Origin of the sequence: Tsukamurella sp. 8F (assembly GCF_029167375.1) — a bacterium.
GTDB lineage: Bacteria > Actinomycetota > Actinomycetes > Mycobacteriales > Mycobacteriaceae > Tsukamurella.
In genome coordinates, this window is the sequence record NZ_JARFTP010000004.1 from 219,313 (window position 1) to 246,012 (window position 26,700).

Sequence of the window (26,700 nt, forward strand, 5' to 3'; positions counted from 1 at the left end):
GCCCGCAATCGGGCCCCGCCCGCGCCGCGCACAACAGGAGCAGATAGTTGACTCTCCCAGTCGTACTGATCGCCGACAAGCTCGCCCCTTCGACCGTGGAGGCGCTCGGTGACGGCGTCGAGGTCAAGTGGGTCGACGGGCCCGACCGCGCCGCGCTGCTCGCGGCCGTTCCCGAGGCGGATGCGCTCCTGGTGCGCTCCGCGACCACGGTCGACGCCGAGGTGCTCGCCGCGGCCACGAAGCTGAAGATCGTCGCCCGTGCCGGCGTGGGCCTGGACAACGTGGACGTGCCCGCCGCCACTGAGCGCGGCGTCCTCGTGGTCAACGCCCCGACCTCGAACATCCACACCGCGGCCGAGCACGCCGTCGCGCTCATGCTCGCCACCGCCCGCCAGATCCCCGCCGCCGACAAGACGCTGCGCGAGCACACGTGGAAGCGGAGCTCGTTCAACGGCGTCGAGATCCTCGGCAAGACGGTCGGCGTCGTCGGAATGGGACGCATCGGTCAGCTCGTGGCGCAGCGCCTCGCCGCGTTCGAGACCAAGATCGTCGCATACGACCCCTACGTCAGCCCGGCCCGCGCCGCGCAGCTCGGCATAGAGCTGCTGAGCCTGGACGAGTTGCTCGAACGCGCCGACCTCATCACGGTGCACCTGCCCAAGACTCCTGAGACCAAGGGCCTCATCGGCCGCGAGCAACTGGCGCGGACCAAGAAGGGCGTCATCATCGTCAACGCGGCCCGCGGCGGGCTGATCGACGAGCAGGCGCTCGCCGACGCCATCACGTCGGGCCACGTCTTCGGTGCCGGCCTCGACGTATACGAGACCGAGCCCTGCACCGACAGCCCGTTGTTCGAGCTGCCGCAGGTCGTCGTCACGCCGCACCTGGGTGCGTCCACGTCGGAGGCCCAGGACCGCGCCGGCACCGATGTCGCGAAGAGCGTCAAGCTGGCGCTGGCCGGCGAGTTCGTGCCGGACGCCGTCAACGTCAAGGGCGGATCCGTCGACGACGAGGTCGCGCCGTGGCTCGAGCTCACTCGCAAGCTCGGTGTGCTGCTCGGCGCACTACCCGAGCAACTGCCCGACAAGCTGGGTGTCACCGTGCGCGGCGAGCTGGCGGCCGAGGACGCCGACGTCCTGCAGCTGTCGGCCCTGCGCGGCCTCTTCTCGGCCGTGATCGAGGACCCGGTCACCTTCGTCAACGCCCCGGCCCTCGCCGAGGAGCGGGGCGTCACGGTCGAGCTCGAGAAGCTGCCGGAGAGCCCCAACCACCGCAGCCTGGTCGACGTCCGCGCCGTGTACGGCGACGGGACCGTCGCCAACGTGTCCGGCACGCTGTCGGGTCTGCAGCGCGTGGAGAAGATCACCAACATCAACGGCCGCAACTTCGACCTGCGCGCCGAGGGCCTCAACCTGCTGGTGTCGTACGGCGACAAGCCGGGTTCGCTGGGACTCATCGGCACCCTGCTCGGCGACGCCGGCATCGACATCGCGGCGGCCGCGCTGAGCCAGGACGTCGAGGGTTCGGGTGCAACGGTGTTACTGCGCGTCAGCAAGCCCGTCCCCGAAGACGTCCAGGTCGCGATCGGCGAGGCTGTCGCAGCCACCACGCTGGTGCAGGTGGACCTCTCGTGAAGCTCGCCGTCATCGGCGGCGACGGCATCGGCCCGGAGGTCGTGGCCGAGGCATTGAAGGTGCTGCGGGCCGTCGCGGGGGACATCGAGACCACGGAGTACGACCTCGGTGCGCGGCGCTACGAGCGCAACGGTGAGCTGCTCACCGACGAGGACCTCGCGTCCCTGCGCGAACACGACGCGATCCTGCTCGGCGCGATCGGTGACCCGCGGAAGGTGCCGCCGGGTGTGCTGGAGCGGGGCCTGCTGCTGAAGATGCGGTTCGCGCTGGACCACCACGTGAACCTGCGGCCGTCCAAACTGTTCCCGGGAGTCACGTCCCCGCTGCGCGACCCCGGTGAGATCGACTTCGTCGTGGTCCGCGAGGGCACCGAGGGCGCCTACACGGGTAACGGCGGCGCGATCCGCGTCGGCACCCCGCAGGAGGTCGCCAACGAGACGTCGGTGAACACGCGCTTCGGCGCGGAGCGCGTCGTGCGTTTCGCATTCGAGCTCGCGGCGACCCGGCGCAAGAAGCTGACGCTCGTGCACAAGACCAACGTGCTGGTGCACGGGGGTGGGCTGTGGCAGCGCACCGTGGACGAGGTGGGGGCCGAGTTCCCCGGCGTCGCAGTGGAATACAGCCACATCGATGCGGCGACCATCTACCTGGTCACCGACCCGTCGCGGTTCGACGTGATCGTCACGGACAACCTGTTCGGCGACATCATCACGGACGAGGCCGGCGCGATCTCGGGTGGTATCGGCCTCGCCGCGTCGGGCAATATCGACGCGACCCGGACGAACCCGTCGATGTTCGAGCCCGTGCACGGCAGCGCGCCGGACATCGTCGGACGGGGGATCGCGGATCCGACCGCGGCGATCCTGTCGGGCGCGATGCTGTTGCGTCACCTCGGAAACGAGGACGGGGCGAAGCGGATCGAGGACGCCGTCGCGGCCGACCTCGCATCGCGGGGTGACGTTCCGATCCGCACCACCGAGGTGGGCGACCGGATCGCCGCCGCACTCGTCTGACCCTTCGCGGCGCACGGGGACCGATCACTCGCTGCGGTCCCGCGGGATCACCGGGAGCGCGAACAGCGGTGCGAGGGCGACAGCGGCGAACGCCCACCCGAATCCCGCTGCGCCGATGAGGTATCCGATCACCGGCGACGACGCGGTGGAGACCGCGAACTGACCGGTGTTCTGGATCCCGAGCGCCCGTCCGGAGTAGAACGGTCCGGCCTGCTCGGCGACGGCGGTGAACGCGAGGCCGTTGTCGGCGACGGTCACGGTCGACGCCACTATGAAGACCGCCACGGTCCAGAACGATCCGGTGGACGCGAGGCACGCCAGTGCTCCCATGGAGACGGCGGCGGCCACTGCGATCCACCGGATCGGGGCCGTACGCGAGCCGACGCGGTCCGAAAGGGTGCCCGACGCTATGCGGCCGAGCGCTCCGCAGACCTGGCTCGCCGACACCACGATTCCGGCGGTGGCCGGGTCCCAGTGCAATCCGACGATGAGCCAGGTGATCCCGTACGTCCATAGCGCCGACTGCGGCAACTGCAACAGCAGGCTCGAGGCGTGGATTCGGGGGAGGAAGCGGCTCGTGCGGTAGGGATTCGGGGGTCTCTCGCCCGACGGTGGAGTCGGGCGTGCGGGGTCGATGATGAAGGCGGCCACGAGGATCACCGCCGCGGCCGACACGATCAGCGGCACCGTCATCGCCGCCGCGAGCGAGAACCGGTGCGCCAGAACCGGCATCGTCACGGACAGGACTGCGATACCCAGCGGCTGTGACATCTGGCGGATCCCCATCGCGGTGCCGCGGCGCTCGACGGGGAACCAGCCGACGACGATCCGGCCGCTGGCCCCGTTGCCGCTGGCGGCGGCCGCCGACCCGAGGAAGAGCCCGACCGCGGTCGCCCACAGCGGTGCATGGGTCGCCAGCAGCAGGAGGGTCGCCGCCTGCGCGATGGTGGCCGCCGACAGGCTGAGCAGTAGGACGCGGCGCTCCCCGTACCGGTCGATCGCGGCGCCCCACGCGATGGTGGTGAGCAGCAGCCCCGCCGGCGCCGCACCCGCGAACAGGCCCGCGGCCTCGAGCGAGAGCCCCTCGCGGTGCAGTTGTGGGATGAGGAAGCCCGCGCAGTTGACCGCCGTCGTCGTGGTGATCGCCGCGGTCATCGACACCACCAGCATGAGCCAGCGGCGGGCGGTGGAGATCTCGGTCGCAGTGGTCATCGGTACGCACTTTAGAGGATCGAAGGATCTAGGCTCGGTGCGGCGGCGGTAGGCTCGGCGCCATGCGTCTAGCCCGAATCGCCAGTGCGGACGGTGTCGCGTTCGCTTCCATCGACGGGGATCCCGGCGACGGTGCCCGGGTCAAGGAGATCGCCGAGCATCCCTTCGGCAGCCCGCAGTACACGGGCCGCAGCTGGGCTCTCGACGATGTCCGCCTGCTCGCCCCGATCCTCGCCAGCAAGGTGGTGTGCATCGGCAAGAACTACGCCGATCACGCGGCCGAGATGGGTGGCGAGGCGCCCGAGGACCCGGTCATCTTCATCAAGCCCAACACGTCCATCATCGGTCCCCAGGCGCCGATCAAGCTGCCGCGCAGCTCCTCCCGCGTCGACTACGAGGGCGAGCTCGCGGTCGTAATCGGTCAACCGTGCCGTGATGTCAAGGCGGAGAAGGCATCCGACGTGATCCTCGGGTATACCGTGGGCAACGATGTGACCGCCCGGGATCAGCAGCGCCACGACGGCCAGTGGACGCGTGGCAAGGGCTACGACTCGTTCTGCCCGCTCGGACCATGGATCGAGACCGAGCTGGACCCCAAGGACCTGCGCCTCACTACCGAGCTCGACGGTGCCGTGAAGCAGGACAGCCGCACGTCGTCGATGCTGCACGACGTGGGCAGGATCGTCGAGTGGATCTCCGCGGTGATGACGCTGCTCCCCGGCGACGTCATCCTCACCGGCACGCCCGAGGGTGTCGGGCCCATGGCGGACGGGCAGCTCGTCTCCGTGACCGTCGAGGGCATCGGCACCCTCACCAACCCGGTGCAGGACCGCTAGGCACCGAGCCGACTACCCTGTGACGGGTGAGTTCGCCCAACGCAGTCCGCGTCCGCTTCTGCCCGTCGCCCACCGGGACCCCACACGTCGGGATGGTGCGCACCGCGCTGTTCAACTTCGCGCAGGCCCGCCACACAGGCGGGACGTTCGTGTTCCGCATCGAGGACACGGACGCCGCGCGGGACTCGCAGGAGAGCTATGACGCGATCCTGGACTCCCTGCGCTGGCTCGGGCTGGACTGGGACGAAGGCCCCGAGGTCGGCGGCCCGTACGCGCCGTACCGGCAGTCCGAGCGGCGTGAGCAGCACCTCGACGTGGTCCGGCGCCTCGTGGAGGCGGGAGAGGCGTACGAGGCGTACTCGACGCCCGAGGAGGTCGAGGCGCGCCATCGCGCGGCCGGCCGCGACCCCAAGCTGGGCTACGACAACTTCGACCGGGACCTCACCGACGAGCAGGTCGCCGCGTACAGGGCGGAGGGCCGCAGCCCCGTGATCCGGCTGCGCATGCCCGACCGGGACATCACCTGGACCGACCTGGTCCGCGGCGAGACCACGTTCAAATCGGGTTCGATCCCGGACTACGCGCTGACGCGCGCCAACGGTGCGCCGCTCTACACCCTCGTCAATCCCACCGACGACGCGCTGATGAAGATCACGCATGTCCTGCGCGGCGAGGACCTGTTGAGCTCTACCCCGCGCCAGATCGCGCTGTACGAGGCGCTCCAGCGGATCGGCGTGGCGGAGTTCACGCCGGAGTTCGGGCACCTGCCGTTCGTGATGGGTGAGGGCAACAAGAAGCTGTCCAAGCGCGACCCCGAGTCCAATCTCTTCCACCACCGCGACCGCGGCTTCCTGCCCGAGGGCCTACTCAACTATCTGGCGCTGCTGGGCTGGGGCCTCGGCCCGGATCGCGACGTCTTCAGCCTCGGGGAGATGGTCGAGGCCTTCGACGTCGGGCGGGTCAACTCCAACCCTGCGCGCTTCGATCAGAAGAAGGCCGACGCCATCAATGCCGAGCACATCCGCGCGCTAGCGCCGGAGGACTTCGCCGCGCGCCTGCGGTCCTATCTGATCGGGCGGGGTCTCGTGACCGAGGAGCGTCTGGAGGCCGACGGTGACGCCGCCTGGGCCATCGCAGCCGATCTCGTCCAGACCCGCGTGCAGGTGCTCGGGGATGCCTGGGGTCTGCTGCGGTTCCTCTACGTGCCTGAGGACGAGTTCACGGTCGACGAGGCCGCGGCCAGGAAGAACATCAAGGCGGACGCCGGTCCGGTCCTGGACGCCACGGTCGCCGCGCTGGAGGGCGTGGGGGAGTGGACCACTCCGGTGATCGAGGACGCGCTGAAGGTCGCGCTCATCGACGGCCTGGACCTCAAGCCGCGTAAGGCCTACGGGCCGGTGCGCGTCGGGGCGACGGGCGCTGCGATCAGCCCGCCGCTCTTCGAGTCCCTCGAGCTACTCGGGCGCGAGCGGTCGCTGGCCCGCCTGCGCGCGGCCCGCGACCTGGTGCCGGAGGAGGCGGCGTAGGGGCGGGCGCAGACCTGACCTGCTGATTTTGTAGATCCGACGTCGGTGGGTAAGCTGGATCGCGGCTCAAAACGAGGTTCCCGCCCTGGCGCGGGGCTGCGTGGAGAGCCGGTGGCCTATGGTGTAATTGGCAACACAGCTGATTCTGGTTCAGCCATTCTAGGTTCGAGTCCTGGTAGGCCAGCGATGATCTCCATCGCTCCGATTCGCCCGAAATGGTGATTTGGAAACACGGAGAGCATCCGCTAAGCTTCAAATGCACTGCGGCGCAGAGCAAGACAAGCGAAGCAGAGTTTTAGGCCCCCGTCGTCTAGCGGCCTAGGACGCCGCCCTCTCACGGCGGTAGCGTGGGTTCGAATCCCATCGGGGGTACCACTCCCGAGCCCGGCATACGAATGCCGGGCTCGAGTCGTCTTCGAATCTTTTCCGTCACGTCGTCCCCCGGCTCCGAATCACGGGTATGGGGACTGACGGAAGACGGTTCGCGGTGGTGGGCAGCGGTGTGTCCGGTCTGGTGGCCGCACACGCGCTGAGCAGACACTCACAGGTGACGCTGTACGAGCGCGACCGCCGCCTCGGGGGACATGCCCACACCCACAACGTGGATGTCGGTATCGGGCGGACGGTGTCCGTCGACTCGGGATTCATCGTCCACAACGAGCGCACCTACCCGGTCCTGTCGCGCCTGTTCGGCGAGTTGGGCGTCGAGACGCGCGAGACCGAGATGTCGATGTCGATCCGCGACGACTCCCGCGGTGTCGAGTTCGCGGGAGGGAGGGGGATCCGCGGTCTGTTCCCGACGGCCCGGCATGCGGCCGACCTCCAGCACGTGCGGCTGCTCGCGGAGGTACCGCGATTCCACCGCGCCGCCCGGCGTCACCTGTACTCCACTACCGACGAGGAGACCACCCTCGACGGCTTCGTCCGGCGCGAGCGCTTCAGCGACCGGCTGCTGTACGGATTCCTGCGACCCCTGGTGGCCGCGGTCTGGTCGTGTCCACCCGACGAGGTCGGATCCTATCCGGCCCGTTACCTGTTCCGGTTCCTCGACAACCACGGGATGCTGTCCGTGGGCGGCTCACCGCGGTGGCGCACCGTGATCGGCGGGTCCGTGCGCTACGTCGAGCGGATCGCCGCCGGCGTCGCCGACGTCCGCACCGGCGTCGCGGTGCGTCGCCTGAGCCGGGGCGACGGGGGCGTGCGCGTAACCGACGGTGCCGGACGCGTCGACGCCTTCGACGGTGCCGTCGTCGCCGTCCACCCGCACCAGGCACTGGCCCTGCTCGACCGGCCGACCGATGCCGAGCGAGCCGTCCTCGGCGCCATCGGCTACACGCCGAATCCCGGCCTGCTGCACACCGACACGTCGCTTCTGCCGCGGCACGAGAACGCCTGCGGCGCATGGAACTATCTGGCCTCCGGCATCGACGGCAGAGCGGCGGTGACCTATGATCTCACCCGGCTCATGGGCCTGCCGAGCGCTGGCAGGCGGGTACTGGTGACCCTCGGCGGCGCCGGTCTCGTCGCAGCCGACAGCATCATCGCCGAGCTGGACTACGAACACCCCGCGTTCACCACGAGGTCGGTGTCGGCCGTGGGTCGGCTGGGCGAACTGAACACGCCCGCAATCGCATTCGCCGGCGCATATCACGGTTGGGGCTTCCACGAGGACGGTGCGGCATCCGGCCTGCGCGCGGCGGCGCATCTCCGCGGGAGCGGATCGTGACCGCGCCGTGCCTGTACTACACGGAGATCGGCCACGTCCGCCGGTCGCCGGTGCACCATGCGTTCGCGTACAGGAGCGCCAGCTGGTTCATCGACGTCGACCAGCAGCCGAGGTTCCCCTTGTGGTTGCGCCCGCTGGTCGGCTTCCGCGCGGCGGATCACCTGTGGGCCGCGCCCGACGGCGCCGACACGCTCCGGTCGCGCGTCGACGCGGTGCTGAACGCGCGGGGGATCGCGCCGCCGGGAGGCGCAGTCACAGCGCTGTTGGGGGCGCGCTGTCTCGGGTACGTGTTCGACCCCCTGTCGATATTCTGGTGTCACGACCGGGCCGGCGAGGTGCGGGTCGTCGTCGCCGAGGTGCACAACACCTACGGGGGTCGGCACGCATACGTCCTGGACGCGGCGGCGGTCACGGGTGTCACCGTCGACAAGGTCTTCTACGTCTCGCCGTTCAACCCCGTCGAGGGGACCTATCGGCTGAGGATGCCGGAGCCCGACGAGCGGATCGACGTCGACGTCGTCCTCGACCGTCCGGGCCAGGCCCCCTTCGTCGCAGTGTGGCGGGGCACCCGGCGGCGCGCGACACCCGCCCGAGTCGTCCTTGCGCAGGCGCGCGCGCCCCTGGCACCGATCGTCGTCGCTCTCCGGATCCGGCTGCAGGGCATTCGTCTTCGCCTCGCAGGGCTTCCGATCGTGCCGCGCGTGCGGTCGTATCCGCGTACCTCTGCGTCCGCGTCGACGACGAATGGACGGGGGCCTCGTGAGCGCTGACGCCGGCACCGCTGCCACCAGCTTCCCCGTACCCGACGAGCCGGTGCCTGCGGGCTTGCGTGCCCGCGTTCTGGGATGGGCGGTGCGTGTCCTCGCGGCCCGGGCGGCCGCCCGCAGCGGCGTCGCACTGGTGGAATCGTGCGCACCCCTGCCAACCGGGCCCGCGATCATCGTGCACGGCGCCGACGCGGTCGCGCGGCGGATCGGCACTGACCGCCTCATCGGTTTCGGCGAGGCGTTCGTGAACGGAGAGTGGGACTCGCCCGACCCGGCCGCAGCCCTGACGGCACTGGCCGCGCACATGCCGACGCTGGTGCCGGGGTGGATCCAGAGGCTGCGGCCGCTGACAGCGGCGGCCAGACCGAGTACCGAGAGCGGCACGCCGGAACATGTGCAGGCCAACGTCTCTCACCACTACGATCTGTCGAACGAGTTGTTCGCGGGTTTCCTGGACGAGACACTCACCTACTCGGGCGCGTTGTTCTCCGCGACGGCACTGCCGGACGTGGACCGGGGCGTGACGCGCGCCCCTGCGCCGGGTCGGCCGCGTCCAGGCGCGCTCGCCGCCGCTCAACGCGCGAAGATCGACCGCCTGCTCGACGCCGCGGCCGTCGGGCCCGGGACCCGCGTGCTCGAGATCGGGACCGGGTGGGGGGAGCTGTGCCGGCGTGCGGCACAACGAGGCGCCGTGGTGCGCTCGGTGACTCTGTCGGTCGAGCAGCGGGACCTCGCGCGCAGGCGCATCGCCGAAGCCGGTCTGTCGCACGCCGTGACGATCGACCTACTCGACTATCGGAACGTGGCGGGGCGCTACGACGCGGTGGTCTCCGTCGAGATGATCGAGGCGGTCGGTGCGGCGCACTGGGAGGAGTACTTCGCCGCTCTGGCGCGCCTGTGCGCTCCGGGCGGCAGGATCGCGCTGCAGGCGATCACGATGCCGCACGACCGGATGCTCGCCACGCTCCACACCTACACCTGGATCCAGAAGTACGTCTTCCCCGGCGGCATGCTGCCCTCCACCGAGGCGATCACTGAGGCTGCACGCACGGCGGGCCTCTCCGTGCGGAAGCGACACCGGTTCGGTCCGCACTACGCCGAGACCCTCCGGATCTGGCGCGAGACGTTCCTGGCCGTGGCCGATTCCCTGCCACCGCCGGCGGACTCGCCGCGGTTCCGCCGTCTGTGGGAGTTCTATCTCGCATACAGCGAGGCCGGTTTCCGTTCGGGGTACCTCGATGTCCAGCAGATCCTGCTCACGGCCGGAGATGATCGATGAGCGGCCTACTCGCCGTCAGCGGCTGCGCGCTCGTCGCCCTCGCGGTCGTTCAGGGCGTCACGTTCTGCGTGGGTCGTGTGATCGGCCGGTACAACGTGGTCGACGTCGCCTGGGGGATCGGGTTCGTCGTCGTGGCGTGGCTGTCGCCCGTCGTCACGGGCCACGCCGATGCGCGCGCATGGCTCCTCGCGGCGATCGTCACCGTGTGGGGAGTGCGGCTGTCCTGGCACATGTGGGTGAAATCGGCAGGTAGAGGGGAGGATCCGCGCTACATCGACCTGCTGGAGCGCGCCGGAGGCGGAACCGGCGCGGTGGTGTGCCGGATCTTCGTCGTCCAGGGAGCCGCCCAGTGGTTCGTGTCGCTGCCGCTTCAGGTCTCGGCGGCTGCGGGTCCCAGTGCCGGATCAGGCGTATTCGTCGCCGCCGCCGGCGCTGCACTGGCGGTGGCGGGTGTCGCCTTCGAGGCGAGCGGCGATCGCCAACTGCGCACATTCAAGGCGGATCCCGCGAACCGCGGGAAGATCATGGACCGCGGCCTGTGGGCGTGGACGCGGCATCCGAACTACTTCGGTGACGCCTGTACCTGGTGGGGTGTCTGGGTTATCGCAGCGAGCGCCTGGCCCGGCGTCCTGACGGTACTATCGCCGACTCTGATGACCTACTTCCTCGTATACGCGACTGGGGCGCGTCTGCTCGAACGGTTCATGTGCACGCGCGCGGGATGGTCCGAATACGCCTCCCGGACATCGTTCTTCGTTCCGCGGCCGCCGCGCCGATCCGTACCGCCCGAGCCCCCGACGAAGGAGAACCACCGATGAACCGCACGACCCTGATCACCGGCGCAGTGCTGGCCCTGTCCAGCATCGGTGCGTCGCCCGCCGCCGCGTCCCCGCTCGCCCCGGTCCCGAAGGTCGACGTGGCCCGCTACGTCGGTTCCTGGCACCAGCTCGCGGCGGTTCCCGCTCCTTTCAACCTGCAGTGCGCGCGCGACTCCGTGGCGACCTACCGGGTGATCGACGCCCGGCGGATCTCTGTGGTGAACACCTGCACCACCTGGGCGGGCACCACCGACCGGGTCTCCGGCACCGCCACCGTCACCGATCCGCGCACGAGCGGACGACTGAGTGTGCGCTTCGACGGTGTTCCCGGTCAGGACGCCGTCGCAGGGCGGACGAACTACGTGGTCGCCGCGCTGGCCCCGGACTACTCGTGGGCTTTCGTGGGCGACCCGGCACGGCTGAGTGCGTTCGTCCTGTCCCGCAACGCATCGGCATCGCCGGCGCAGTGGGCGGGATTCCGTGACACGGCGCGCCGGCTCGGTTACAACCCGTGCACGATTCTGACCTCTCCCACCACCGGCGGGCAGCAGCGCATCGTGCCGCTGTGTGCGCTGCCGTGACCGCCGGGGAGCGGCACCGTCCGCCGCGAGCACGGGATCCTCCTGCAGCCGGTAGTGTTCGACGGGACTAAGGAGGGCCCGCCGATGACCCGTGTCCGGTCCGCCACGGACGAGGCGCTGCTCCGCGTGGCCTCCGGCGACGTGGGTGCGTTCCGCGAACTCTACGACCGGACGGCGCATCTCGTGTTCGGGACGGCACTGCGTGTGATCGGCGACCGGGGGTACGGCGAGGAGATCACCCAGGAGGTGTACCTCGAGGTGTGGCGCAAGGCCGCCGACTTCGACGCGACGCGGGGCTCCGCCGAGGCATGGCTGGTGACGATCGCACACCGGCGCGCGGTAGACCGGGTGCGGGCGGAACGTGCGCGCGGGGTGCGCGAGAACGTATTCGTCGCCGAAGATGTGCAGCGCCCTTACGATTCCGTGGCCGAAGAGAGCGAGCGGCGAGCGGACGCCGATGCCGTGACCGATTGTCTCGATACCCTGAGTGCCGCCCAGCGGGACGCGCTCACCCTGACCTATTACCAAGGGCGCACCTACCGTGAGGTCGCCGAGCGGCTCGACGCCCCGCTGTCCACGGTGAGATCCAGGGTCCGGGACGCGATCGCCCGCCTGCGGCGATGCCTCGGTTCCATCTCGGGAGCACGATCGTGAACGATTCACGCCGCGTACCGCCGGACGAACTCCTCGAATTCGCCGAGCCTTACGCTCTGCACGCCCTCGACCCACAGGAGCGCACGGGTGTGGACGCCGCACGCAATGCGGCGACGCCGGACACGCGCGATCGGTTCGACGCGGTGGTCCAGGACGTTCGCGAGACGATGGCAGCGCACGCGCGCGGTTACCCGGAGCTTCCCGCGAGCGGGACGTTCGACGTCGTCGTCGGGCGGCTGGTATCCGAGTCGGCGACGCCGATGCGCTCGGGCCGGGCGCGTTATCGCCGTGTCCTCCAGGCGGCCGTCGCTGCGGCCGTCCTGGTCGTGGCGGTCGCAGGGGGAGTCGTCCTCGGACATGCGACGCGCGGGGAACAGCCGGGACCGTCCGCGCCGGCCGTCGACGCCGTTCTCGCGGCACCCGATGCGCGGACGGCTCAGGCCCGGGTCGGCGAGGCGACCATCTCCCTCGTCTACTCGCTGCGGTACAACTCCGCTGTGGTCCTGATGAACGACGTGCCTCCACCGAAGGAGGGCACGGTCTATCAGATGTGGCTCATGGATGCGAACGGCGCGGCCCGCTCTCGCGGTGTCATGGCGGCGGCGGACGTGCGCCCCACCACCACGGCGGCCCTTCCCGGTATCGACGGGGCGACGTCCTTCGGCATCACCATCGAGCAACCGGGGGGCGCGCAGGCCCCGACGCGGGACCGGATCGTCGCCACCCTGCCGATCGTGCGTTGAGCCGTCCGGGCATGGGACGGACCGCGTTCCCGCAGTGCGGACCGCGTTCTTGCGGTGCGGGGCATGTTCCCGCTGTGCGAGCCGTGGAACCCCCGTAGCATCGGCCCCGCCGAATAGCGTAGCGAGGACGAGGGGACCGCCGAAGCATGAACATTCTTGTCGCAGCAGGGGAGCCGACGGCCGGGGATGCGAGGCTCATCGTCTCCATCGCCGCCTCGATCGTCGTGGTCGTGGCCCTGATCGTCTGGGCCAAGCTGCACCCGTTCTTCAGCCTCTTCATCGGTTCGGTCGTCATGGCACTCGCGGGCGGCATCCCGATCGAGAAGAGCGTCGACTCCTTCACCGACGGCCTCGGTAGCACCATCGGCAGCACCGGCGTGCTCATCGCGTTCGGTGCCACCACCGGCGGCTTCCTGATGGCGTCGGGCGCCGCGCAACGCATCGTCGACACTCTGCTCGACAAGACGTCCGATCGGATGTTGCCGTGGACCGTAGCCCTCATCGCGGCACTCGTCGGCATTCCGCTGTTCTTCGAGGTGGGTGTCGTCCTGCTCATCCCGATCGTGCTCATGATCGCAGCCAAGACGCGCAAGCCCGTCATGCTGCTCGCGATCCCCGCACTCGCCGGCCTCTCGACGCTGCACGGCTTCGTGCCGCCGCATCCCGGGCCGCTCGCGGCGATCGACCAACTGCACGCGAACCTCGGCGACACCCTGGCGCTGGGCCTGCTCGTCGCGATCCCGGTGCTGATCATCAGCGGACCGCTGCTAGCGCTCGTCATCGTCCGCATGGTGCCGAAGGTCGCGGACCTCTCGATCCTGCCCGACGATGCGGGCGGCGGCTCGGGCTCGGGTCCGGTCGGCGAGACGCCGAGCAGGAGGCCGTCTTTCGCTCTCGCAATGCTCGTCGTGCTCCTGCCGGTGGTGCTCATGCTCGGGCACGCGATGGTGGAGGCCTTCGTCGGCGAGGAGACGCAGAAGTCCCTCGGCTTCCGGATCCTGGCGTTCCTGGGCAGCCCGACGGTGGCGCTCGGCATCACTGCAATGATCGCGATCCTGTTCCTCGGCCCCTACGTCGGCAACCGGACGGCAGCGTCCAAGACGGTCGAGCGGGCACTCGCCTCCGTTGCGTCGATAGTCTTCATCGTCGGCGCGGGCGGCGGTTTCAAGCAGACCATCGTCGATACCGGCATCGCGAGCCTCATCGGCAGACACGCGGCCGAGGCCGCGATCTCGCCACTCGTCCTGGCGTGGCTGATCGCAGTCTTCATCCGCCTGGCGACGGGCTCGGCCACCGTCGCCACAGTCACGGCATCGGGTATCGCCGCACAGTTCGCCACCGGCCTGAGCCCCACGCATGTGGCGCTCATGGTGCTCGCCATCGGCGCGGGATCCGTGTTCCTCTCCCACGTCAACGACGCGGGCTTCTGGCTCGTGAAGGAGTACTTCTCGCTCACTATCGGCGAGACCTTCAAGTCGTGGTCGTTGATGGAGTGCGTCGTGTCCGTGGTCGGTCTCGGTGTCGTACTCCTGCTCTCGCTGGTGGTCTGAACGGGCGTCAGAGCCGCCGGTGGAGCGCGTCCGCCGCCTGCAGGAGGTCGGCCGCCCAGCGTGCCCCAGGGCGGCGGCCCATGCGGTCGATGGGGCCTGACACGGATATGGCGGCGACCACATCGCCGCGCGAGTCCCGCACCGGCGCCGACACGCTCGCCACCCCGGCCTCTCGCTCGCCGGCACTCTGAGCCCATCCCCGGCGCCGCACGTCAGCGAGCGCGCGCTCGCTGAACCCGTCGCGCGCCGAGTCCTTTCCGAGCGACGTCCGGTCCGGGGCCCACGCGAGCAGCACCTTGGCACCCGAGCCGGCGGTGAGCGGCATACGGGCCCCGACGGGCACCGTGTCGCGCAGGCCCGAAGGGGGTTCGACGGAGGCGATGCACACCCGGTGGTCTCCCTCACGGCGGTACAGCTGCACGGACTCGCCCGTGATCTCGCGCAGCCGCGGGAGAATCACACCAGCCGCCTCCAGCATCGAATCGGTGGTGCTGGAAGCGAGTTCGCGCAGGGCGCCGCCGGGGCGCCACAGGCCGTCCGCGTCGCGGGCGAGTAGCCGGTGCACCTCGAGTCCGACCGCGAGGCGGTGTGCCGTCGCACGCGGAAGTCCGGTGCGCACACACAGGTCGCCCAGCGACGTGGGCTCCTCTGCTGCGGCTCGCAGCACGGCTACCGCCTTGTCTAGCACACCGATCCCGCTCACAGTGGCGGCCGCCGGGTCCGCGGCCGGGGTGGGCAGGCTTTCGTCGAGGGTCCCCGGTGCGGTATCGTTTCCCATAGTCCGATACTAACGTCTCACCTGTTGGGATGCCAGCCATGGTTTCCCCGGGTGACCATCAGCCCAGGTGGAGAACATGAAACCGCGCACAATGGCAGAGAAGGTGTGGGATCAACACGTCGTGGTCCGTGGAGAAGAGGGTCGACCCGACCTCATCTACATCGATCTCCACCTCGTCCACGAGGTCACCAGCCCGCAGGCGTTCGACGGTCTGCGTATGGCAGGTCGGCCCGTCCGCCGCCCCGATCTCACGATCGCCACCGAGGATCACAACGTTCCGACCGACACGCTGCTGCAGCCGATCAAGGACGCGACGTCGCGCCTGCAGGTGGAGACGCTCCGGCGCAACTGTGAGGAGTTCGGAATCCGCCTGCACCCCATGGGCGATGCGGAGCAGGGCATCGTGCATGTGATCGGTCCTCAGCTGGGCCTGACGCAGCCGGGCATGACCGTCGTCTGCGGTGACAGCCACACCTCGACGCACGGAGCGTTCGGCGCGATCGCGATGGGCATCGGAACGTCCGAGGTCGAACACGTGATGGCCACGCAGACCCTGTCTCTCAAGCCCTTCAAAACGATGGCGATCACCGTTGAGGGCGAGCTGGCGCCCGGTGTCACGGCCAAGGACCTGATCCTCGCGGTCATCGCGAAGATCGGCACCGGCGGCGGTCAGGGCTACGTCCTCGAGTACCGCGGCAGCGCGATCGAGAAGCTGTCGATGGAATCGAGGATGACCATCTGCAATATGTCGATCGAGGCGGGTGCGCGCGCCGGCATGATCGCGCCCGATGCGATCACCTACGAGTACCTGAAGGGTCGTCCGCATGCACCCAAGGGTGCGGAGTGGGATGAGGCGGTCGCCGCATGGGACGCCCTCCGCACCGACGAGGGCGCGGAGTTCGACGCCGAGGTGGTCATCGATGGTGCCGCCCTCAGCCCGTTCGTGACCTGGGGTACCAATCCCGGTCAAGGTGCGCCCCTGGATTCCGCTGTGCCGGACCCGGAGTCGTTCGGCAGTGACGGCGACAAGGAGACGGCGGCCAAGGCCATCGAGTACATGGGCCTGCAAGCGGGCATGCCCCTCAAGGAGGTCGGCGTAGACGCCGTTTTCGTGGGATCGTGCACCAACGGCCGCATCGAGGACCTGCGCACGGTCGCGGAGGTCCTGCGTGGGCGCCACGTCGCCGACGGTGTCCGGATGCTCATCGTGCCCGGCTCGATGAAGGTCCGTGCTCAGGCCGAGCATGAGGGGCTCGATGCGGTGTTCACGGCCGCCGGCGCCGATTGGCGCCAGGCCGGGTGCTCGATGTGCCTGGGCATGAACCCGGACCAGCTCGCCCCAGGCGAGCGCTGCGCGTCGACGTCGAATCGCAACTTCGAAGGGCGCCAGGGCAAGGGAGGCCGCACCCATCTGGTCTCGCCCGCAGTCGCCGCTGCGACCGCGGTTCGGGGAACCCTGTCCGCCCCGTCCGACCTGATACCGGCCACGGCATAGCCGCGGTCGAAACAAGGAGTACCGACATGGAAGCGATCAAGACCTTCACAGGGATCGGCGTCCCGTTGCGCCGCACCAACGTCGACACGGACCAGATCATCCCCGCCGTCTACCTGAAGCGGGTCACCAAGTCCGGTTACGAGGACGGCCTGTTCGCCGGCTGGCGCTCGGACCCGTCCTTCATCCTCAACACCCGGCCCTACGACCGCGGCAGCGTGCTCGTCGCCGGACCCGATTTCGGAACCGGCTCGTCGCGCGAGCACGCGGTGTGGGCGCTCATGGACTACGGCTTCCGCGTAGTCATCTCGTCCCGGTTCGCGGACATCTTCCGCGGCAACACCGCCAAGGCCGGTCTCGTCGCCGCGCTCGTCGATCAGCAGGACGTCGAGTTGCTCTGGAAGGCCCTCGAGAACGAGCCCGGACTCGAAGTGACCGTCTCACTGGGCGATAAGACCGTCACAGCCGGGGATCTGGTGGTGCCCTTCCAGATCGACGACTACACCCGCTGGCGGCTCATGGAGGGACTCGACGATATCGGCCTCACACTGCAGCAGGCCCAGGCCATCTCCGAGTACGAAAAGCACAGGCCCGCATATAAACCCGAGACCCTCGAGGTTTCCTGAAGGAGCCGGGATCCAGGCTCCTGCAAGCCGGGATCGAACCCTTTCGAAGGCCCCGTCCGCCCCCCGCGGACGGGGCCTTCGGCGCGACGCGGGAGGGCGAAACACGGGGCGGTACTTGGATTATTTGCAATTCTGCGTTTACCGTGTATCCCTAGTAGCTGGCTCAGCGGTGAGCCACCAACGTTCGGAGGACATCAATGAACAAGGCAGAACTGATCGACGCGCTCACCGAGAAGCTGAGCACGGACCGCAAGACTGCGGGCGCTGCGGTCGAGGCGATCGTGGACACCATCGTGCGTGCCGTGCACAAGGGCGAGTCCGTCACCATCACCGGATTCGGCGTCTTCGAGCAGCGTTCGCGTGCCGCCCGTGTGGCCCGTAACCCGCGCACCGGCGAGACCGTGAAGGTGAAGCCCACCTCGGTACCCGCGTTCCGCCCTGGCGCGCAGTTCAAGTCCGTTATCGCAGGCAAGTCCCGGCTCGCCGCCAACGGCCCCGCGGTCCGCCGCGGTGCAGGCGCTGCCGCCGCGAAGAAGACCGCGGCGGCGAAGAAGACGACTGCCGCCAAGAAGGCCACGGCTGCGAAGAAGACCACCGCCGCAGCGAAGAAGGCCACTCCGGCCAAGAAGACCACCACGGCCGCGAAGAAGACCACCGCCGCAGCGAAGAAGGCCACTCCGGCCAAGAAGACCACCACGGCCGCGAAGAAGACCACCACGGCTGCGAAGAAGACCACCGCCGCAGCGAAGAAGACCACGGCCGCCAAGAAGGCCCCGGCCAAGACCACCCGGACGACCGCAGCCAAGAAGGCGCCGGCGAAGAAGGCCAGCCCGGCTAAGAAGACCACGACCGCCGCCAAGAAGGCCCCCGCCAAGAAGGCGCCGGCCAAGAAGACGGCCGCGAAGCGCACCGCTCCGAAGCGTAAGCGCTAGAGACACCCCCGCCGATCCGGCGGCATCCCGCTGGGGTGCCGCCGGATACGTGCATCCCGGGGTGGATGCGCGCTCAGACCAGCGGGAGCGGGCTTGCGATGTGGTGCGCGGCGAGGAGCCTGTCACCGTCGAGGGACAGGACCCAGACGCTCGCCTTGCGGTGCTGCGCTGGACCGAGATCGACCCCATCGGCCTCGGACCACCACCGCATCAGGCCGGGGATCACCCCGCCCTGGCTGCACACGACCGGTACGGTTCCCGACTCCGCCGCTGCGCGCGCGATCCGGCGGATCCGCTTGTGTGCCTTGCGCGGGTCGTCCGCGTAGGCGGATTCGCACAGCGCCGGCTCGGCGGCGATGGAGAGGCCCAGATCCTCGGCGAGCGGGGTCACGGTCTGCTCGCATCGCACGAGCGGCGCCGACGCGATCGAACCGGGCGCGAACGATCCGAGCACGCCCACCAGCGCCTCGGCCTGCGCGCGGCCTTTCTCGTCCAGTGGACGCAGGCGGTCGTCGCCGACGTAGCCCTGCTTGCGCCCCGCCTTCGCGTGCCGGACGAGCAGCATCGTGCAGGACGATCGGGGAAGGCGCATGAACGTGCGCATCACCTTGCGGTCCAACGAATACGTGAGTCGTTCGGGCGCCGCTGCGGCGGGCATCCAGCGCAGCTCGTCGACCTCCTCGCCCGAGGCGAAGGATCCGCCTGTCGCGAGTGCCGACCAGTAGTGCACCCGCTTGCGCACGGTCTTCGCGTCGACGCCGGGCGCCGGCTTCCCGTGCCGCTTGCGCCGGGCCACGTCGTATGACGCAAGCGTCACGTACTGCACCAACCTGGCGGAATGGCCCGTCTCCTCGTCGATCTCGCGGAGTGCGGCGACAGTGCTGTGCTCGCCGGGGTCGACATGGCCCTTCGGCAGCGTCCAGTCGTCGTAGCGCGGCCGGTGCACGAGGGCTACCTCGGCTCCCGCGGAGTCGTCAGGACGCCACAGGACTCCTCCCGCGGCGTACACGACGTCCTGCCGCGCGGTCACCGCTGATTCGCCCGGTGCGCGCGCATGAGCTCGCGCTGGTGATCCCGTACGGGGTGGCCGGGCCCAGGCGAGGCGATCCAGTCGCCCTCGGCGTCCAGGACCCAGCATCGCGTGGCGGGGTCGAGTGCGGACTCGAAGATGTCGTTCAGCTGTTCCGTGAGGCGTGGATCCTTGACCTGTGCCATGACTTCCACGCGCCGGTCGAGGTTGCGATGCATCATGTCGGCGCTGCCGATCCAGAACTCGTCCATGGCCCGGAAGTGGAAGATCCGCGAATGCTCGAGGAATCGGCCGAGGATCGAACGGACGGTGATGTTCTCGCTGACGCCGGGCATTCCGGGGCGCAGCGCGCAGATACCGCGCACCACCACGTCGATCGGCACGCCGGCCTGTGACGCGTGGTACAGCGCGTCGATGACCTCCTCGTCGACGACTGAATTCGCCTTCAGCCGTACGCCGCTCGGCTTCCCCTGCTTGTGCAGCTCCACCTCCTGCTCGATGCGCTCGATGATGCCGGAGCGCACCCCGTGCGGCGCGACCATGAGGTTGCGGTACTCCTCCTTGCGAGAGTAGCCCGTCAGCCGGTTGAAGAGGTCTGTGAGGTCCTGTCCCAGTACCGGATCCGCGGTCAGTAGGCCGACGTCCTCGTACAGGCGCGCGGTCTTCGGATTGTAGTTGCCGGTGCCGATGTGGCAGTAGCGCCGGATGTGTGAACCCTCGCGGCGTACGACGAGACATGTCTTGCAGTGGGTCTTGAGCCCGACGAGGCCGTACACCACGTGAACGCCCGCCTGCTCCAGCTGACGCGCCCACTTGATGTTGGCCTGCTCGTCGAAGCGGGCCTTGATCTCTACGAGGGCGACGACCTGCTTGCCGGCCTCTGCCGCATCGATGAGCGCGTTGACGATCGGGGAGTCGCCGGACGTGCGGTACAGCGTCTGCTTGATCGCGAGCACATGGGGATCGGCGGCGGCCTGCTCGATGAACCGCTGCACGCTCGTCGAGAACGAATCGTACGGGTGGTGCACCAGCACATCGCCCTCGCGCAGAGTGGCGAAGACGCTCTTGGGTGTCTCCCGCTCGCCGAACGCCGGGTGCGTGACGGGTACGAAGGGCTTGTCCTTCAACGCAGGACGATCCAGGCCGTACAGCTCGAACAAGCAGTTGAGGTCGATCAGGCCGGGCACCGTGATGACGTCCGCAGGATCCACATCGAGCTCGCGGAGCAGCAGCTCGAGCATGTGCTCGGACATGTCCTCGGCGACCTCGAGGCGCACCGGCGAGCCGAAGCGTCGCCGCGCGAGTTCGCGTTCGAGTGCCTGCAGGAGGTCCTCGTCGCGGTCCTCCTCGACCTCGAAATCGGCGTTGCGCGTTATGCGGAACACGTGGTGCTCCGAGATCGCCATGCCCGGGAACAGCGCATCCAGGTGCGCCGAGATCAGGTCCTCCATCGGCAACAGAGCGTTGTCGCCGCGTTCCGCGCGGACCGTGACGAAGCGATCGACGTTGTCCGGCACCTTGACCCGCGCGAAGTGCTCGGCGCCTGTATCGCCGTCCCGCACCGCGATCGCCAGGTTCAGCGACAGGCCGCTGATGTACGGGAAGGGGTGCGCGGGGTCTACGGCCAGCGGGGTGAGGACCGGGTACACCTGCTCGTGGAAGTGCTTGGAGAGGCGCGCCCGCTCGTCGTCGGTGAGCTCGTCCCACCCGAGCACGGAGATGCCCTGCGCCGCCAGCTCGGGACGCACCGCGTCGCTGAACACGCGGGCGTGCTTGTGTGCCAGCTCCTGCGTGCGGTCGGATATCACCTTCAGCTGCTCGCGCGGTGACAGCCCGTCCGCGGAACGCACCGACAGCCCGGTCTGGTCGCGGCGCTTGAGGCCCGCGACACGAACCATGAAGAACTCATCCAGGTTCGACGTGAATATGGCGAGGAACTTGGCTCGCTCGAGCAGCGGCATCGACGGGTCCTCCGCCAGCGCGAGCACGCGGGCGTTGAAGTCGAGCCAGCTGAGTTCCCGGTTCAGGTACCGGTCGTCCGGTAGATCGGGCGACCCGCCCGCGTCCTCGGGTGCCGCTGGAGGCGCACTCGGAAGGGCGGCCGGGCGCACGACGGGTGCCGGTTCGGCGACGAGGGACTCGGACTGGGGCGGCTCGGTTGTCACGCGTTCATTCTGGACCATCGACCGCTCGCGATCGACCCGTCGGCGGAAGGGGATCCGCCAGCAGGGTCGCAGTGTGCGATCCGACCATGCCGGCTGCTGCCGCCAGGTCCTCCATCGTGTCCACGTCGCCGCGCAGGCCGGGCCAGTCGCCCTCGACGGCGAGCGCACCGGATGCGCGGTGCCGCGCAGCCGAGTCCACACCGAACCGCGGGTCGAGGGCGGTGCCGGCGGGCGCCAGCAGCGCTGCCGTGCCCGATCCCTGGCGGTCCGGGACGAACGCCCGCACGTGGTCGGCGGCCGTGAGGAATGCCGTCAGCTCGCGCGGCGTGAGCGCCGGGAGGTCCGGTTGCAGCGCGAGCACTGCCGCACCGGGATGCTCGCGCTGTGCCGTCCGCGCCCCGGCCGCGAGGGCGGGGTTCAGCCCGCCGCCGTCGGGCTCGGGTAGTCCGATCGCGCCCTGCGTGGCCGCCGCGGCGTGCACCGTCGGGTCCGGGGACACGACGTAGACCGGCCCGATCCCCGCGGCGGTAGCGGCGGCGACGGTGTCTGCCAGCATCGCCAGCACCAGGGCAGGCACGTCCTGCGGGCGCCCGCCGTCCGGCGCCGAGCCCGCGGACAGGCGCGACTTGGCCCCTGCCAACGATTTCACCGCGGTCACGGCCACCACTGAGGTCATGGGTCCCACAGTAGGTGGACGGATCGGGACCGGGGTCGCGCCGGTCGGGGCTACCCTGTGCGGGATGTGCGAACGCCGGGGCCCGAGCCCGGCAGGGACCTCGTGAGGAGTCGGGTGAGGCTATGACGAACGTCGCAGTGATGGGCGCGGGATCGTTCGGCACCGCGATGGCGAAGGTGTTCGCGGAGGCCAGCCGGCAGGAGCCGCACAAGGTCACGATGTGGTGCCGGCGCCAGGAGGTGGCAGACGGGATCAACACCAATAAGCTCAACGCATCCTATCTACCGGACACGGTGCTACCCGAGAATCTCTGTGCCACACACGATCCCGAGGAAGCTCTGAGCGGCGTCGGGCTCGTCGTGCTGGCGGTGCCGTCGCAGTCGCTGCGCGACAACCTCGCATCTTGGTCGCACATGATCCCCGACGACGTCACGATCCTCAACCTCGCCAAGGGCATCGAGATCGGCACTCTCAAGCGGATGTCCGAGGTGGTGGTCGAGGTCGCGGACGTCCCCGAGGATCGCGTGGCGGTGCTGACCGGGCCCAACTTCGCGAAGGAGATCGCCACGCAGCAGCCGACACTCGCGGTCGTGGCGTCCACCAACGAGGCCCGCGCGCAGCATGCGCAGTACCTGGTGCGCTCGGACTACTTCCGGCCGTACACCAACAACGACGTGGTCGGCTGCGAGATCGGCGGCGCCACCAAGAACGTCATAGCGCTCGTCTGCGGCATCGCATCGGGCGTGGGGCTGGGTGAGAACTCGCGCGCAGCCATCATCACGCGCGGACTCGCCGAGACCCTGCGGCTCGGAACGGCGCTCGGCGCGGAGCCACTCACGCTGGCGGGCCTGGCCGGTGTCGGGGACCTGGTCGCCACGTGCTCGTCGCCGCTGTCCCGCAACTTCACGTTCGGATCACGCCTCGGCCAGGGTATGACGATGGAGCAGGCGCAGGCCGCCGCGAGCGGCCAGGTCGCCGAGGGCGTGAAGTCGTGTATCTCTGTGGCGGACCTGGCGCGTAAGGCCGGGGTGGAGATGCCGCTCACCGAGGCGGTGCGCGCCGTCTGCTACGACGGCATACCGGTGTCCCGCGCCATCGTCGACCTGCTGAATCGGGACGTGGGCGAGGAGTAGCGCGGCGGCGCCCGAGAGGCTCACGATCGGGCACACGGGTACGGTGTCTGCCGTGACGAGAACCAGGGTGGCAGTGGTCTTCGGCGGCCGGAGCAGCGAGCATGCGGTGTCGTGCGTGTCCGCGGGCAGCGTGCTGGCGCACCTCGACCCCGAACGGTTCGAGGTCGTACCGGTGGGTATCACGCCCGGTGGCGCCTGGGTCCTGGCGGCCGACGGTGCCGAGCAGCTGAAGATCGCGGACCGCGCCCTGCCGTCTGTCGCGGAGCGGCCCGCGGATCTCACCCTGGTCGCCGGCGAAGGCGCGGGCGAGCTGGTGTCGCTGCACGCCGACGACGCCGGCTCCCTGCTCTCCGCCGTCGACGTCGTGTTCCCCGTGCTGCACGGCCCGTTCGGTGAGGACGGCACGATCCAGGGTCTGCTCGAGATGGCGGGCGTGCCGTACGTGGGTGCCGGCGTACTCGCCTCCGCGGCGGGCATGGACAAGGAGTTCGCCAAGAAGCTGCTGCGCGCCGAAGGGCTGCCGGTGGGCGATTTCCACGTCGTCCGGCGTGGTTCCGACACCGTGCCCGACGAGGTCCTCGATCGCCTCGGCCTGCCCCTGTTCGTGAAGCCCGCCCGTGGCGGGTCGTCGATCGGCATCACCCGTGTGACGTCGCGTGACGGCGTCGCCGGCGCGGTCGTCGCCGCCCGGGAGTACGACCCGAAGGTGATCGTGGAGGCCGCCATCGCCGGCCGCGAGGTCGAGATCGGTGTGCTGGAGCGGCCGGACGGATCGGTCTCGGCATCGGAGATCGCCGAGATCTCCATGTCCGCCGACACCGAACACGCCTTCTACGATTTCGAGACCAAGTACCTCGACGATCGGGCTCAGTACACGATTCCTGCGGACCTGCCCGCGGATGCCACCGCAGAGATCAAGCGGCTCGCCGTCGATGCGTTCGGCGCCATGGACTGCCAGGGCCTGGCGCGCGTCGACTTCTTCTACACCACGGACGGTCCCGTCATCAACGAGATCAACACCATGCCCGGCTTCACTTCGACCTCGATGTACCCGCGCATGTGGGACGCCGCCGGCGTCGGCTACGCCGATCTCCTCACGACGCTGGTCGAAACGGCTATCGCGCGGGGGATCGGGTTGCGCTGACCCTCCGGCGACGGCGGCGCCACACTGCGGTGGTAGGCGTATCGGCCGGGCGGACTACCCGAAATCGAGCGATGCGGGCTTCAGGGTGTGATTCACCGCGTCGGAGGCGGCCTGGATGGCGGCGGTGCCGGAGTTGTCGGGAATCCACATCTGGACGTAGGGCCGGTGATCGACCGCGAACCAGTAGCTACCCAGCCCGCTCTGCGAGGACTCGCTCGGCGCGACGGACAGCCACTGCGTCGTATCCACCATCTGCAGCGACGACGTGCGGGTGAGCCGGGCGGGTCGCTCGACGCCGCAGCGCAACTCCACGGTGCCCGAATCAGTCGATTGCCAGCGTGCGTAGCCGGCGGGACCGGTTGTGGAGTCGCGGGTGAACTCGCCCAGCTTCTGCGGCATCGCGGCGATCAGGGACCCGCAGGCCGCGTCCGAGGCCGACGGTGCGGCCACGTCCCGCAAGAGGTGTTGACCGTCCGAGTGCTTCTTCTGTGCGAGCACCGCGAACACCAGGAAGCCGACGAGTACCGCCACCGGCAACGCGATGGCCGTCGCTATCAGCGCCGGACTCCGCCGCTGCCCTCGCCGCCTCATGCACGATCCTTCCGCTCCGCCGCCCGACACGGTCGTCGGGCGAGCCGATAACCTACCGTAGCGATGACCGACAACCTGCCCAGCACCGCCGCCGACCTCGGTGAGGACGGTGTGATCGCGCTGGCGACCGCCGCGCTGCGTCCGGACCCGCGGGTGACCGTCGGGCCCGGCGACGACGCCGCGGTCGTGACCGCGCCCGACGGCCGCGTCGTGATCTCGACGGACGCCGTGGTCGAGGGCCGACACTTTCGATTCGATCTGACGACTCCCGAGCACGTGGGCCGACGCGTGATCGCTCAGAACGCCGCGGACATCGCAGCGATGGGCGCGGTGTGTACGGCGTTCACGGTGACGCTGGGCTGTCCGCCGGACACCCCGTCGGCGGTCCTCGCCGGGATCTCGGCCGGCGTAGCGGCCGGAGCGGCACAGGTGGGGGGAGTAGTCGTAGGCGGCGATGTCGTGCGTACGGAGCAGGTCGTCGTCTCGGTGACGGCGCTGGGCGACCTCGAGGGACGGTCACCCGTGCTGCTGTCCGGTGCGCGCGCCGGCGATGTGGTCGCGCTCGCGGGAGTGGTCGGCCGGTCCGCCGCCGGACTCGCGGTACTCGAGGCAGGGGTCGAATCGCCGTCGGAGGAGTGCCTCGACGTCTATCGCGTGCCCCGACCGCCGCTGACCGCGGGGCCGTCCGCGGCCGACGCCGGGGCTACGGCTATGACGGACGTCTCCGATGGTCTGATCCGCGACGCGCGGGCGATCGCGCGCGCCAGTGGCGTAGCCCTCGACCTCGGAGCCCTCACGCCGGATGACGATGTGGTGTCCTGCGCGCACGCGGTGGGCGCGGATCCTTACGAGTGGCTGTACGCAGGTGGCGAGGACCACGCGCTGCTCGCGACCTTTCCCCCGGATATTCATCTGCCGCAGGGATTTCGGCGAGTGGGCCGGGTTCGCGCCGGCCACGGTGTGACGATCGACGGCGCCCCCGCCACCGTCGGAGGCGGCTGGACCAGCTTCGGAGTGAAGGAGTGACTATGGCGCGCAGACCCCTTGCAGAGCAGATAGATCCGGATTGGGCCCGGGCACTCGCGCCCGTGGAGGCGGACATCACGGCGATGGGGGACTACCTGCGCGCCGAGATCGCCGACGGCCGCGGCTATCTCCCGGCCGGCGAGAACGTCTTGCGGGCGTTCACGCATCCGCTCGATCGCGTGCGGGTGTTGATCGTCGGCCAGGATCCGTATCCCACGCCGGGACACGCTGTGGGGCTGTCGTTCTCGGTGGCACGGGACGTGCGGCCCGTGCCCCGCAGCCTGCAGAACATCTACGTCGAGCTCGGCTCGGACCTGGGCATGCCGATGCCTCGGCACGGCGACCTGACGGCGTGGGCGGAGCAAGGCGTGCTGCTGCTCAACCGGGTGCTCACCGTGCAGCCGGGAAAGCCGGCGTCGCATCGCGGTAAGGGTTGGGAGAAGATCACCGAATGCGCGATCGACGCGCTCGTCGCCCGCGGAGGCCCGCTGGTCGCGATCCTGTGGGGCCGCGACGCAGCCTCGCTGGGACCGCGCCTCGGTGGCACCCCACGGATCGAGTCCCCGCATCCGTCACCGTTGTCGGCGAGCCGGGGCTTCTTCGGTTCCCGTCCGTTCAGCCGCGCCAACGCACTCCTCGTCGAGCAGGGCGGCGAGCCGGTCGACTGGAGCCTGACCTAGACCCGCGCATCTGCTCGCGTGAGTCGGCGACGCACCTGATTCGGCCGGCGCCGGTGCCCGATACGACAGAAGGGCCCCGCCGGCGCCC

At 69.6% G+C, this 26,700-nt stretch carries 25 protein-coding genes and 2 tRNA genes; 21 read left to right on the forward strand and 6 right to left on the reverse strand.

Annotated features, from left to right (window positions below):
* The first annotated feature begins 47 nt into the window (after positions 1 to 47).
* Both serA and P0W64_RS04890 read left to right on the forward strand, forming a co-directional pair.
* Positions 48 to 1,634 (forward strand): phosphoglycerate dehydrogenase, encoded by a 1,587-nt coding sequence (gene serA / locus P0W64_RS04885; RefSeq protein WP_275478942.1) that lies wholly within the window; start codon positions 48 to 50, stop codon positions 1,632 to 1,634.
* Complete coding sequence (locus tag P0W64_RS04890) at positions 1,631 to 2,647, forward strand: 3-isopropylmalate dehydrogenase (protein ID WP_275478943.1); 1,017 nt, start codon at positions 1,631 to 1,633, stop codon at positions 2,645 to 2,647. Before serA ends, P0W64_RS04890 begins: the two co-directional genes overlap by 4 nt.
* A gap of 24 nt (positions 2,648 to 2,671) precedes the next feature.
* On the opposite strand, the gene P0W64_RS04895 is transcribed toward P0W64_RS04890, so the two are convergent.
* Positions 2,672 to 3,859, reverse strand: a complete 1,188-nt coding sequence (locus tag P0W64_RS04895) for an MFS transporter (protein ID WP_275478944.1) — start codon at positions 3,857 to 3,859, stop codon at positions 2,672 to 2,674.
* 62 nt (positions 3,860 to 3,921) lie between these two features.
* Between P0W64_RS04895 and P0W64_RS04900 the strand changes: the two genes are divergently transcribed.
* The 12 genes from P0W64_RS04900 (at position 3,922) to P0W64_RS04955 (ending at position 14,339) form a co-directional block, all read left to right on the forward strand.
* Entirely contained in the window at positions 3,922 to 4,695 is a 774-nt protein-coding gene (locus tag P0W64_RS04900) for a fumarylacetoacetate hydrolase family protein (protein ID WP_275478945.1), read from the forward strand.
* Positions 4,696 to 4,721: 26 nt separating this feature from the next.
* Positions 4,722 to 6,221 carry a glutamate--tRNA ligase gene (gene gltX, locus P0W64_RS04905; protein ID WP_275478946.1) on the forward strand — a complete coding sequence of 500 codons (1,500 nt, stop codon included), beginning with the start codon at positions 4,722 to 4,724 and terminating at the stop codon, positions 6,219 to 6,221.
* A 112-nt stretch (positions 6,222 to 6,333) separates the two neighbouring features.
* Positions 6,334 to 6,405 (forward strand) — tRNA-Gln (locus P0W64_RS04910).
* 115 nt (positions 6,406 to 6,520) lie between these two features.
* Positions 6,521 to 6,596: transfer RNA gene (locus P0W64_RS04915), tRNA-Glu, on the forward strand.
* An 85-nt stretch (positions 6,597 to 6,681) separates the two neighbouring features.
* On the forward strand, positions 6,682 to 7,947 hold the full coding sequence (locus tag P0W64_RS04920; protein WP_275478947.1) for an FAD-dependent oxidoreductase: 1,266 nt from the start codon (positions 6,682 to 6,684) through the stop codon (positions 7,945 to 7,947).
* The gene (locus P0W64_RS04925; protein WP_275478948.1) at positions 7,944 to 8,717 is read left to right on the forward strand and encodes a DUF1365 family protein; all 774 of its coding nucleotides are present in this window, start codon (positions 7,944 to 7,946) and stop codon (positions 8,715 to 8,717) included. Before P0W64_RS04920 ends, P0W64_RS04925 begins: the two co-directional genes overlap by 4 nt.
* Positions 8,692 to 9,993: a class I SAM-dependent methyltransferase gene (locus P0W64_RS04930; protein WP_275478949.1), complete on the forward strand. Its 1,302-nt coding sequence runs from the start codon at positions 8,692 to 8,694 to the stop codon at positions 9,991 to 9,993. Before P0W64_RS04925 ends, P0W64_RS04930 begins: the two co-directional genes overlap by 26 nt.
* Positions 9,990 to 10,811: a DUF1295 domain-containing protein gene (locus P0W64_RS04935; protein ID WP_275478950.1), complete on the forward strand. Its 822-nt coding sequence runs from the start codon at positions 9,990 to 9,992 to the stop codon at positions 10,809 to 10,811. The genes P0W64_RS04930 and P0W64_RS04935 overlap by 4 nt, the downstream gene beginning before the upstream one ends.
* On the forward strand, positions 10,808 to 11,392 hold the full coding sequence (locus P0W64_RS04940; protein ID WP_275478951.1) for a lipocalin family protein: 585 nt from the start codon (positions 10,808 to 10,810) through the stop codon (positions 11,390 to 11,392). The genes P0W64_RS04935 and P0W64_RS04940 overlap by 4 nt, the downstream gene beginning before the upstream one ends.
* 84 nt (positions 11,393 to 11,476) lie before the next feature.
* Positions 11,477 to 12,046: an ECF RNA polymerase sigma factor SigK gene (gene sigK, locus P0W64_RS04945; protein WP_275478952.1), complete on the forward strand. Its 570-nt coding sequence runs from the start codon at positions 11,477 to 11,479 to the stop codon at positions 12,044 to 12,046.
* Positions 12,043 to 12,789 (forward strand): anti-sigma factor, encoded by a 747-nt coding sequence (locus P0W64_RS04950; RefSeq protein WP_275478953.1) that lies wholly within the window; start codon positions 12,043 to 12,045, stop codon positions 12,787 to 12,789. The genes sigK and P0W64_RS04950 overlap by 4 nt, the downstream gene beginning before the upstream one ends.
* Before the next feature lie 146 nt (positions 12,790 to 12,935).
* Positions 12,936 to 14,339 carry a gluconate:H+ symporter gene (locus P0W64_RS04955; protein ID WP_275478954.1) on the forward strand — a complete coding sequence of 468 codons (1,404 nt, stop codon included), beginning with the start codon at positions 12,936 to 12,938 and terminating at the stop codon, positions 14,337 to 14,339.
* A gap of 7 nt (positions 14,340 to 14,346) precedes the next feature.
* Here P0W64_RS04955 and P0W64_RS04960 read toward each other — a convergent pair whose 3' ends face one another.
* Positions 14,347 to 15,117, reverse strand: a complete 771-nt coding sequence (locus P0W64_RS04960; protein WP_275478955.1) for an IclR family transcriptional regulator — start codon at positions 15,115 to 15,117, stop codon at positions 14,347 to 14,349.
* 76 nt (positions 15,118 to 15,193) lie between these two features.
* Between P0W64_RS04960 and leuC the strand changes: the two genes are divergently transcribed.
* The 3 genes from leuC (at position 15,194) to P0W64_RS04975 (ending at position 18,167) form a co-directional block, all read left to right on the forward strand.
* Positions 15,194 to 16,612 carry a 3-isopropylmalate dehydratase large subunit gene (leuC, locus tag P0W64_RS04965; protein WP_275478956.1) on the forward strand — a complete coding sequence of 473 codons (1,419 nt, stop codon included), beginning with the start codon at positions 15,194 to 15,196 and terminating at the stop codon, positions 16,610 to 16,612.
* A 26-nt stretch (positions 16,613 to 16,638) separates the two neighbouring features.
* Complete coding sequence (leuD, locus tag P0W64_RS04970; RefSeq protein WP_275478957.1) at positions 16,639 to 17,235, forward strand: 3-isopropylmalate dehydratase small subunit; 597 nt, start codon at positions 16,639 to 16,641, stop codon at positions 17,233 to 17,235.
* 197 nt (positions 17,236 to 17,432) lie between these two features.
* Positions 17,433 to 18,167: an HU family DNA-binding protein gene (locus P0W64_RS04975; RefSeq protein WP_275478958.1), complete on the forward strand. Its 735-nt coding sequence runs from the start codon at positions 17,433 to 17,435 to the stop codon at positions 18,165 to 18,167.
* Between the two features lie 73 nt (positions 18,168 to 18,240).
* On the opposite strand, the gene P0W64_RS04980 is transcribed toward P0W64_RS04975, so the two are convergent.
* The 3 genes from P0W64_RS04980 to cofC are packed head-to-tail and all read right to left on the reverse strand — an operon-like array spanning position 18,241 to position 22,038.
* Positions 18,241 to 19,197 carry an NUDIX hydrolase gene (locus P0W64_RS04980; RefSeq protein ID WP_275478959.1) on the reverse strand — a complete coding sequence of 319 codons (957 nt, stop codon included), beginning with the start codon at positions 19,195 to 19,197 and terminating at the stop codon, positions 18,241 to 18,243.
* Positions 19,194 to 21,308 carry an RNA degradosome polyphosphate kinase gene (locus P0W64_RS04985; RefSeq protein ID WP_275478979.1) on the reverse strand — a complete coding sequence of 705 codons (2,115 nt, stop codon included), beginning with the start codon at positions 21,306 to 21,308 and terminating at the stop codon, positions 19,194 to 19,196. Before P0W64_RS04985 ends, P0W64_RS04980 begins: the two co-directional genes overlap by 4 nt.
* A 58-nt stretch (positions 21,309 to 21,366) precedes the next feature.
* Positions 21,367 to 22,038, reverse strand: a complete 672-nt coding sequence (cofC, locus tag P0W64_RS04990; protein ID WP_275478960.1) for a 2-phospho-L-lactate guanylyltransferase — start codon at positions 22,036 to 22,038, stop codon at positions 21,367 to 21,369.
* Between the two features lie 122 nt (positions 22,039 to 22,160).
* On the opposite strand from cofC, the gene P0W64_RS04995 reads away from it, so the two are divergent.
* Positions 22,161 to 23,171: an NAD(P)H-dependent glycerol-3-phosphate dehydrogenase gene (locus tag P0W64_RS04995; RefSeq protein WP_275478961.1), complete on the forward strand. Its 1,011-nt coding sequence runs from the start codon at positions 22,161 to 22,163 to the stop codon at positions 23,169 to 23,171.
* Positions 23,172 to 23,214: 43 nt separating this feature from the next.
* Positions 23,215 to 24,315 (forward strand): D-alanine--D-alanine ligase family protein, encoded by a 1,101-nt coding sequence (locus P0W64_RS05000; protein ID WP_275478962.1) that lies wholly within the window; start codon positions 23,215 to 23,217, stop codon positions 24,313 to 24,315.
* A gap of 54 nt (positions 24,316 to 24,369) precedes the next feature.
* On the opposite strand, the gene P0W64_RS05005 is transcribed toward P0W64_RS05000, so the two are convergent.
* Positions 24,370 to 24,906, reverse strand: a complete 537-nt coding sequence (locus tag P0W64_RS05005; protein ID WP_275478963.1) for a DUF3515 domain-containing protein — start codon at positions 24,904 to 24,906, stop codon at positions 24,370 to 24,372.
* 63 nt (positions 24,907 to 24,969) lie between these two features.
* On the opposite strand from P0W64_RS05005, the gene P0W64_RS05010 reads away from it, so the two are divergent.
* Positions 24,970 to 25,932 carry a thiamine-phosphate kinase gene (locus P0W64_RS05010; RefSeq protein ID WP_275478964.1) on the forward strand — a complete coding sequence of 321 codons (963 nt, stop codon included), beginning with the start codon at positions 24,970 to 24,972 and terminating at the stop codon, positions 25,930 to 25,932.
* A 2-nt stretch (positions 25,933 to 25,934) separates the two neighbouring features.
* Entirely contained in the window at positions 25,935 to 26,612 is a 678-nt protein-coding gene (locus P0W64_RS05015) for a uracil-DNA glycosylase (protein WP_275478965.1), read from the forward strand.
* The last annotated feature ends 88 nt before the right edge of the window (positions 26,613 to 26,700 follow it).

Bases quoted from the DNA above. Each gene is read 5' to 3' on its own strand.
- P0W64_RS04995 (WP_275478961.1), top strand. From the start codon at position 22,161: ATGACGAACGTCGCAGTGATGGGCGCGGGATCGTTCGGCACCGCGATG.
- P0W64_RS04955 (WP_275478954.1), top strand. From the start codon at position 12,936: ATGAACATTCTTGTCGCAGCAGGGGAGCCGACGGCCGGGGATGCGAGG.
- P0W64_RS04930 (WP_275478949.1), top strand. From the start codon at position 8,692: ATGGACGGGGGCCTCGTGAGCGCTGACGCCGGCACCGCTGCCACCAGC.
- P0W64_RS05015 (WP_275478965.1), top strand. From the start codon at position 25,935: ATGGCGCGCAGACCCCTTGCAGAGCAGATAGATCCGGATTGGGCCCGG.
- leuD (WP_275478957.1), top strand. From the start codon at position 16,639: ATGGAAGCGATCAAGACCTTCACAGGGATCGGCGTCCCGTTGCGCCGC.
- P0W64_RS05005 (WP_275478963.1), bottom strand. From the start codon at position 24,906: ATGAGGCGGCGAGGGCAGCGGCGGAGTCCGGCGCTGATAGCGACGGCC.
- P0W64_RS04960 (WP_275478955.1), bottom strand. From the start codon at position 15,117: ATGGGAAACGATACCGCACCGGGGACCCTCGACGAAAGCCTGCCCACC.
- P0W64_RS04900 (WP_275478945.1), top strand. From the start codon at position 3,922: ATGCGTCTAGCCCGAATCGCCAGTGCGGACGGTGTCGCGTTCGCTTCC.
- P0W64_RS04940 (WP_275478951.1), top strand. From the start codon at position 10,808: ATGAACCGCACGACCCTGATCACCGGCGCAGTGCTGGCCCTGTCCAGC.
- P0W64_RS05010 (WP_275478964.1), top strand. From the start codon at position 24,970: ATGACCGACAACCTGCCCAGCACCGCCGCCGACCTCGGTGAGGACGGT.
- leuC (WP_275478956.1), top strand. From the start codon at position 15,194: ATGAAACCGCGCACAATGGCAGAGAAGGTGTGGGATCAACACGTCGTG.
- P0W64_RS04920 (WP_275478947.1), top strand. From the start codon at position 6,682: ATGGGGACTGACGGAAGACGGTTCGCGGTGGTGGGCAGCGGTGTGTCC.
- sigK (WP_275478952.1), top strand. From the start codon at position 11,477: ATGACCCGTGTCCGGTCCGCCACGGACGAGGCGCTGCTCCGCGTGGCC.
- P0W64_RS04975 (WP_275478958.1), top strand. From the start codon at position 17,433: ATGAACAAGGCAGAACTGATCGACGCGCTCACCGAGAAGCTGAGCACG.
- cofC (WP_275478960.1), bottom strand. From the start codon at position 22,038: ATGACCTCAGTGGTGGCCGTGACCGCGGTGAAATCGTTGGCAGGGGCC.
- P0W64_RS04935 (WP_275478950.1), top strand. From the start codon at position 9,990: ATGAGCGGCCTACTCGCCGTCAGCGGCTGCGCGCTCGTCGCCCTCGCG.
- P0W64_RS04895 (WP_275478944.1), bottom strand. From the start codon at position 3,859: ATGACCACTGCGACCGAGATCTCCACCGCCCGCCGCTGGCTCATGCTG.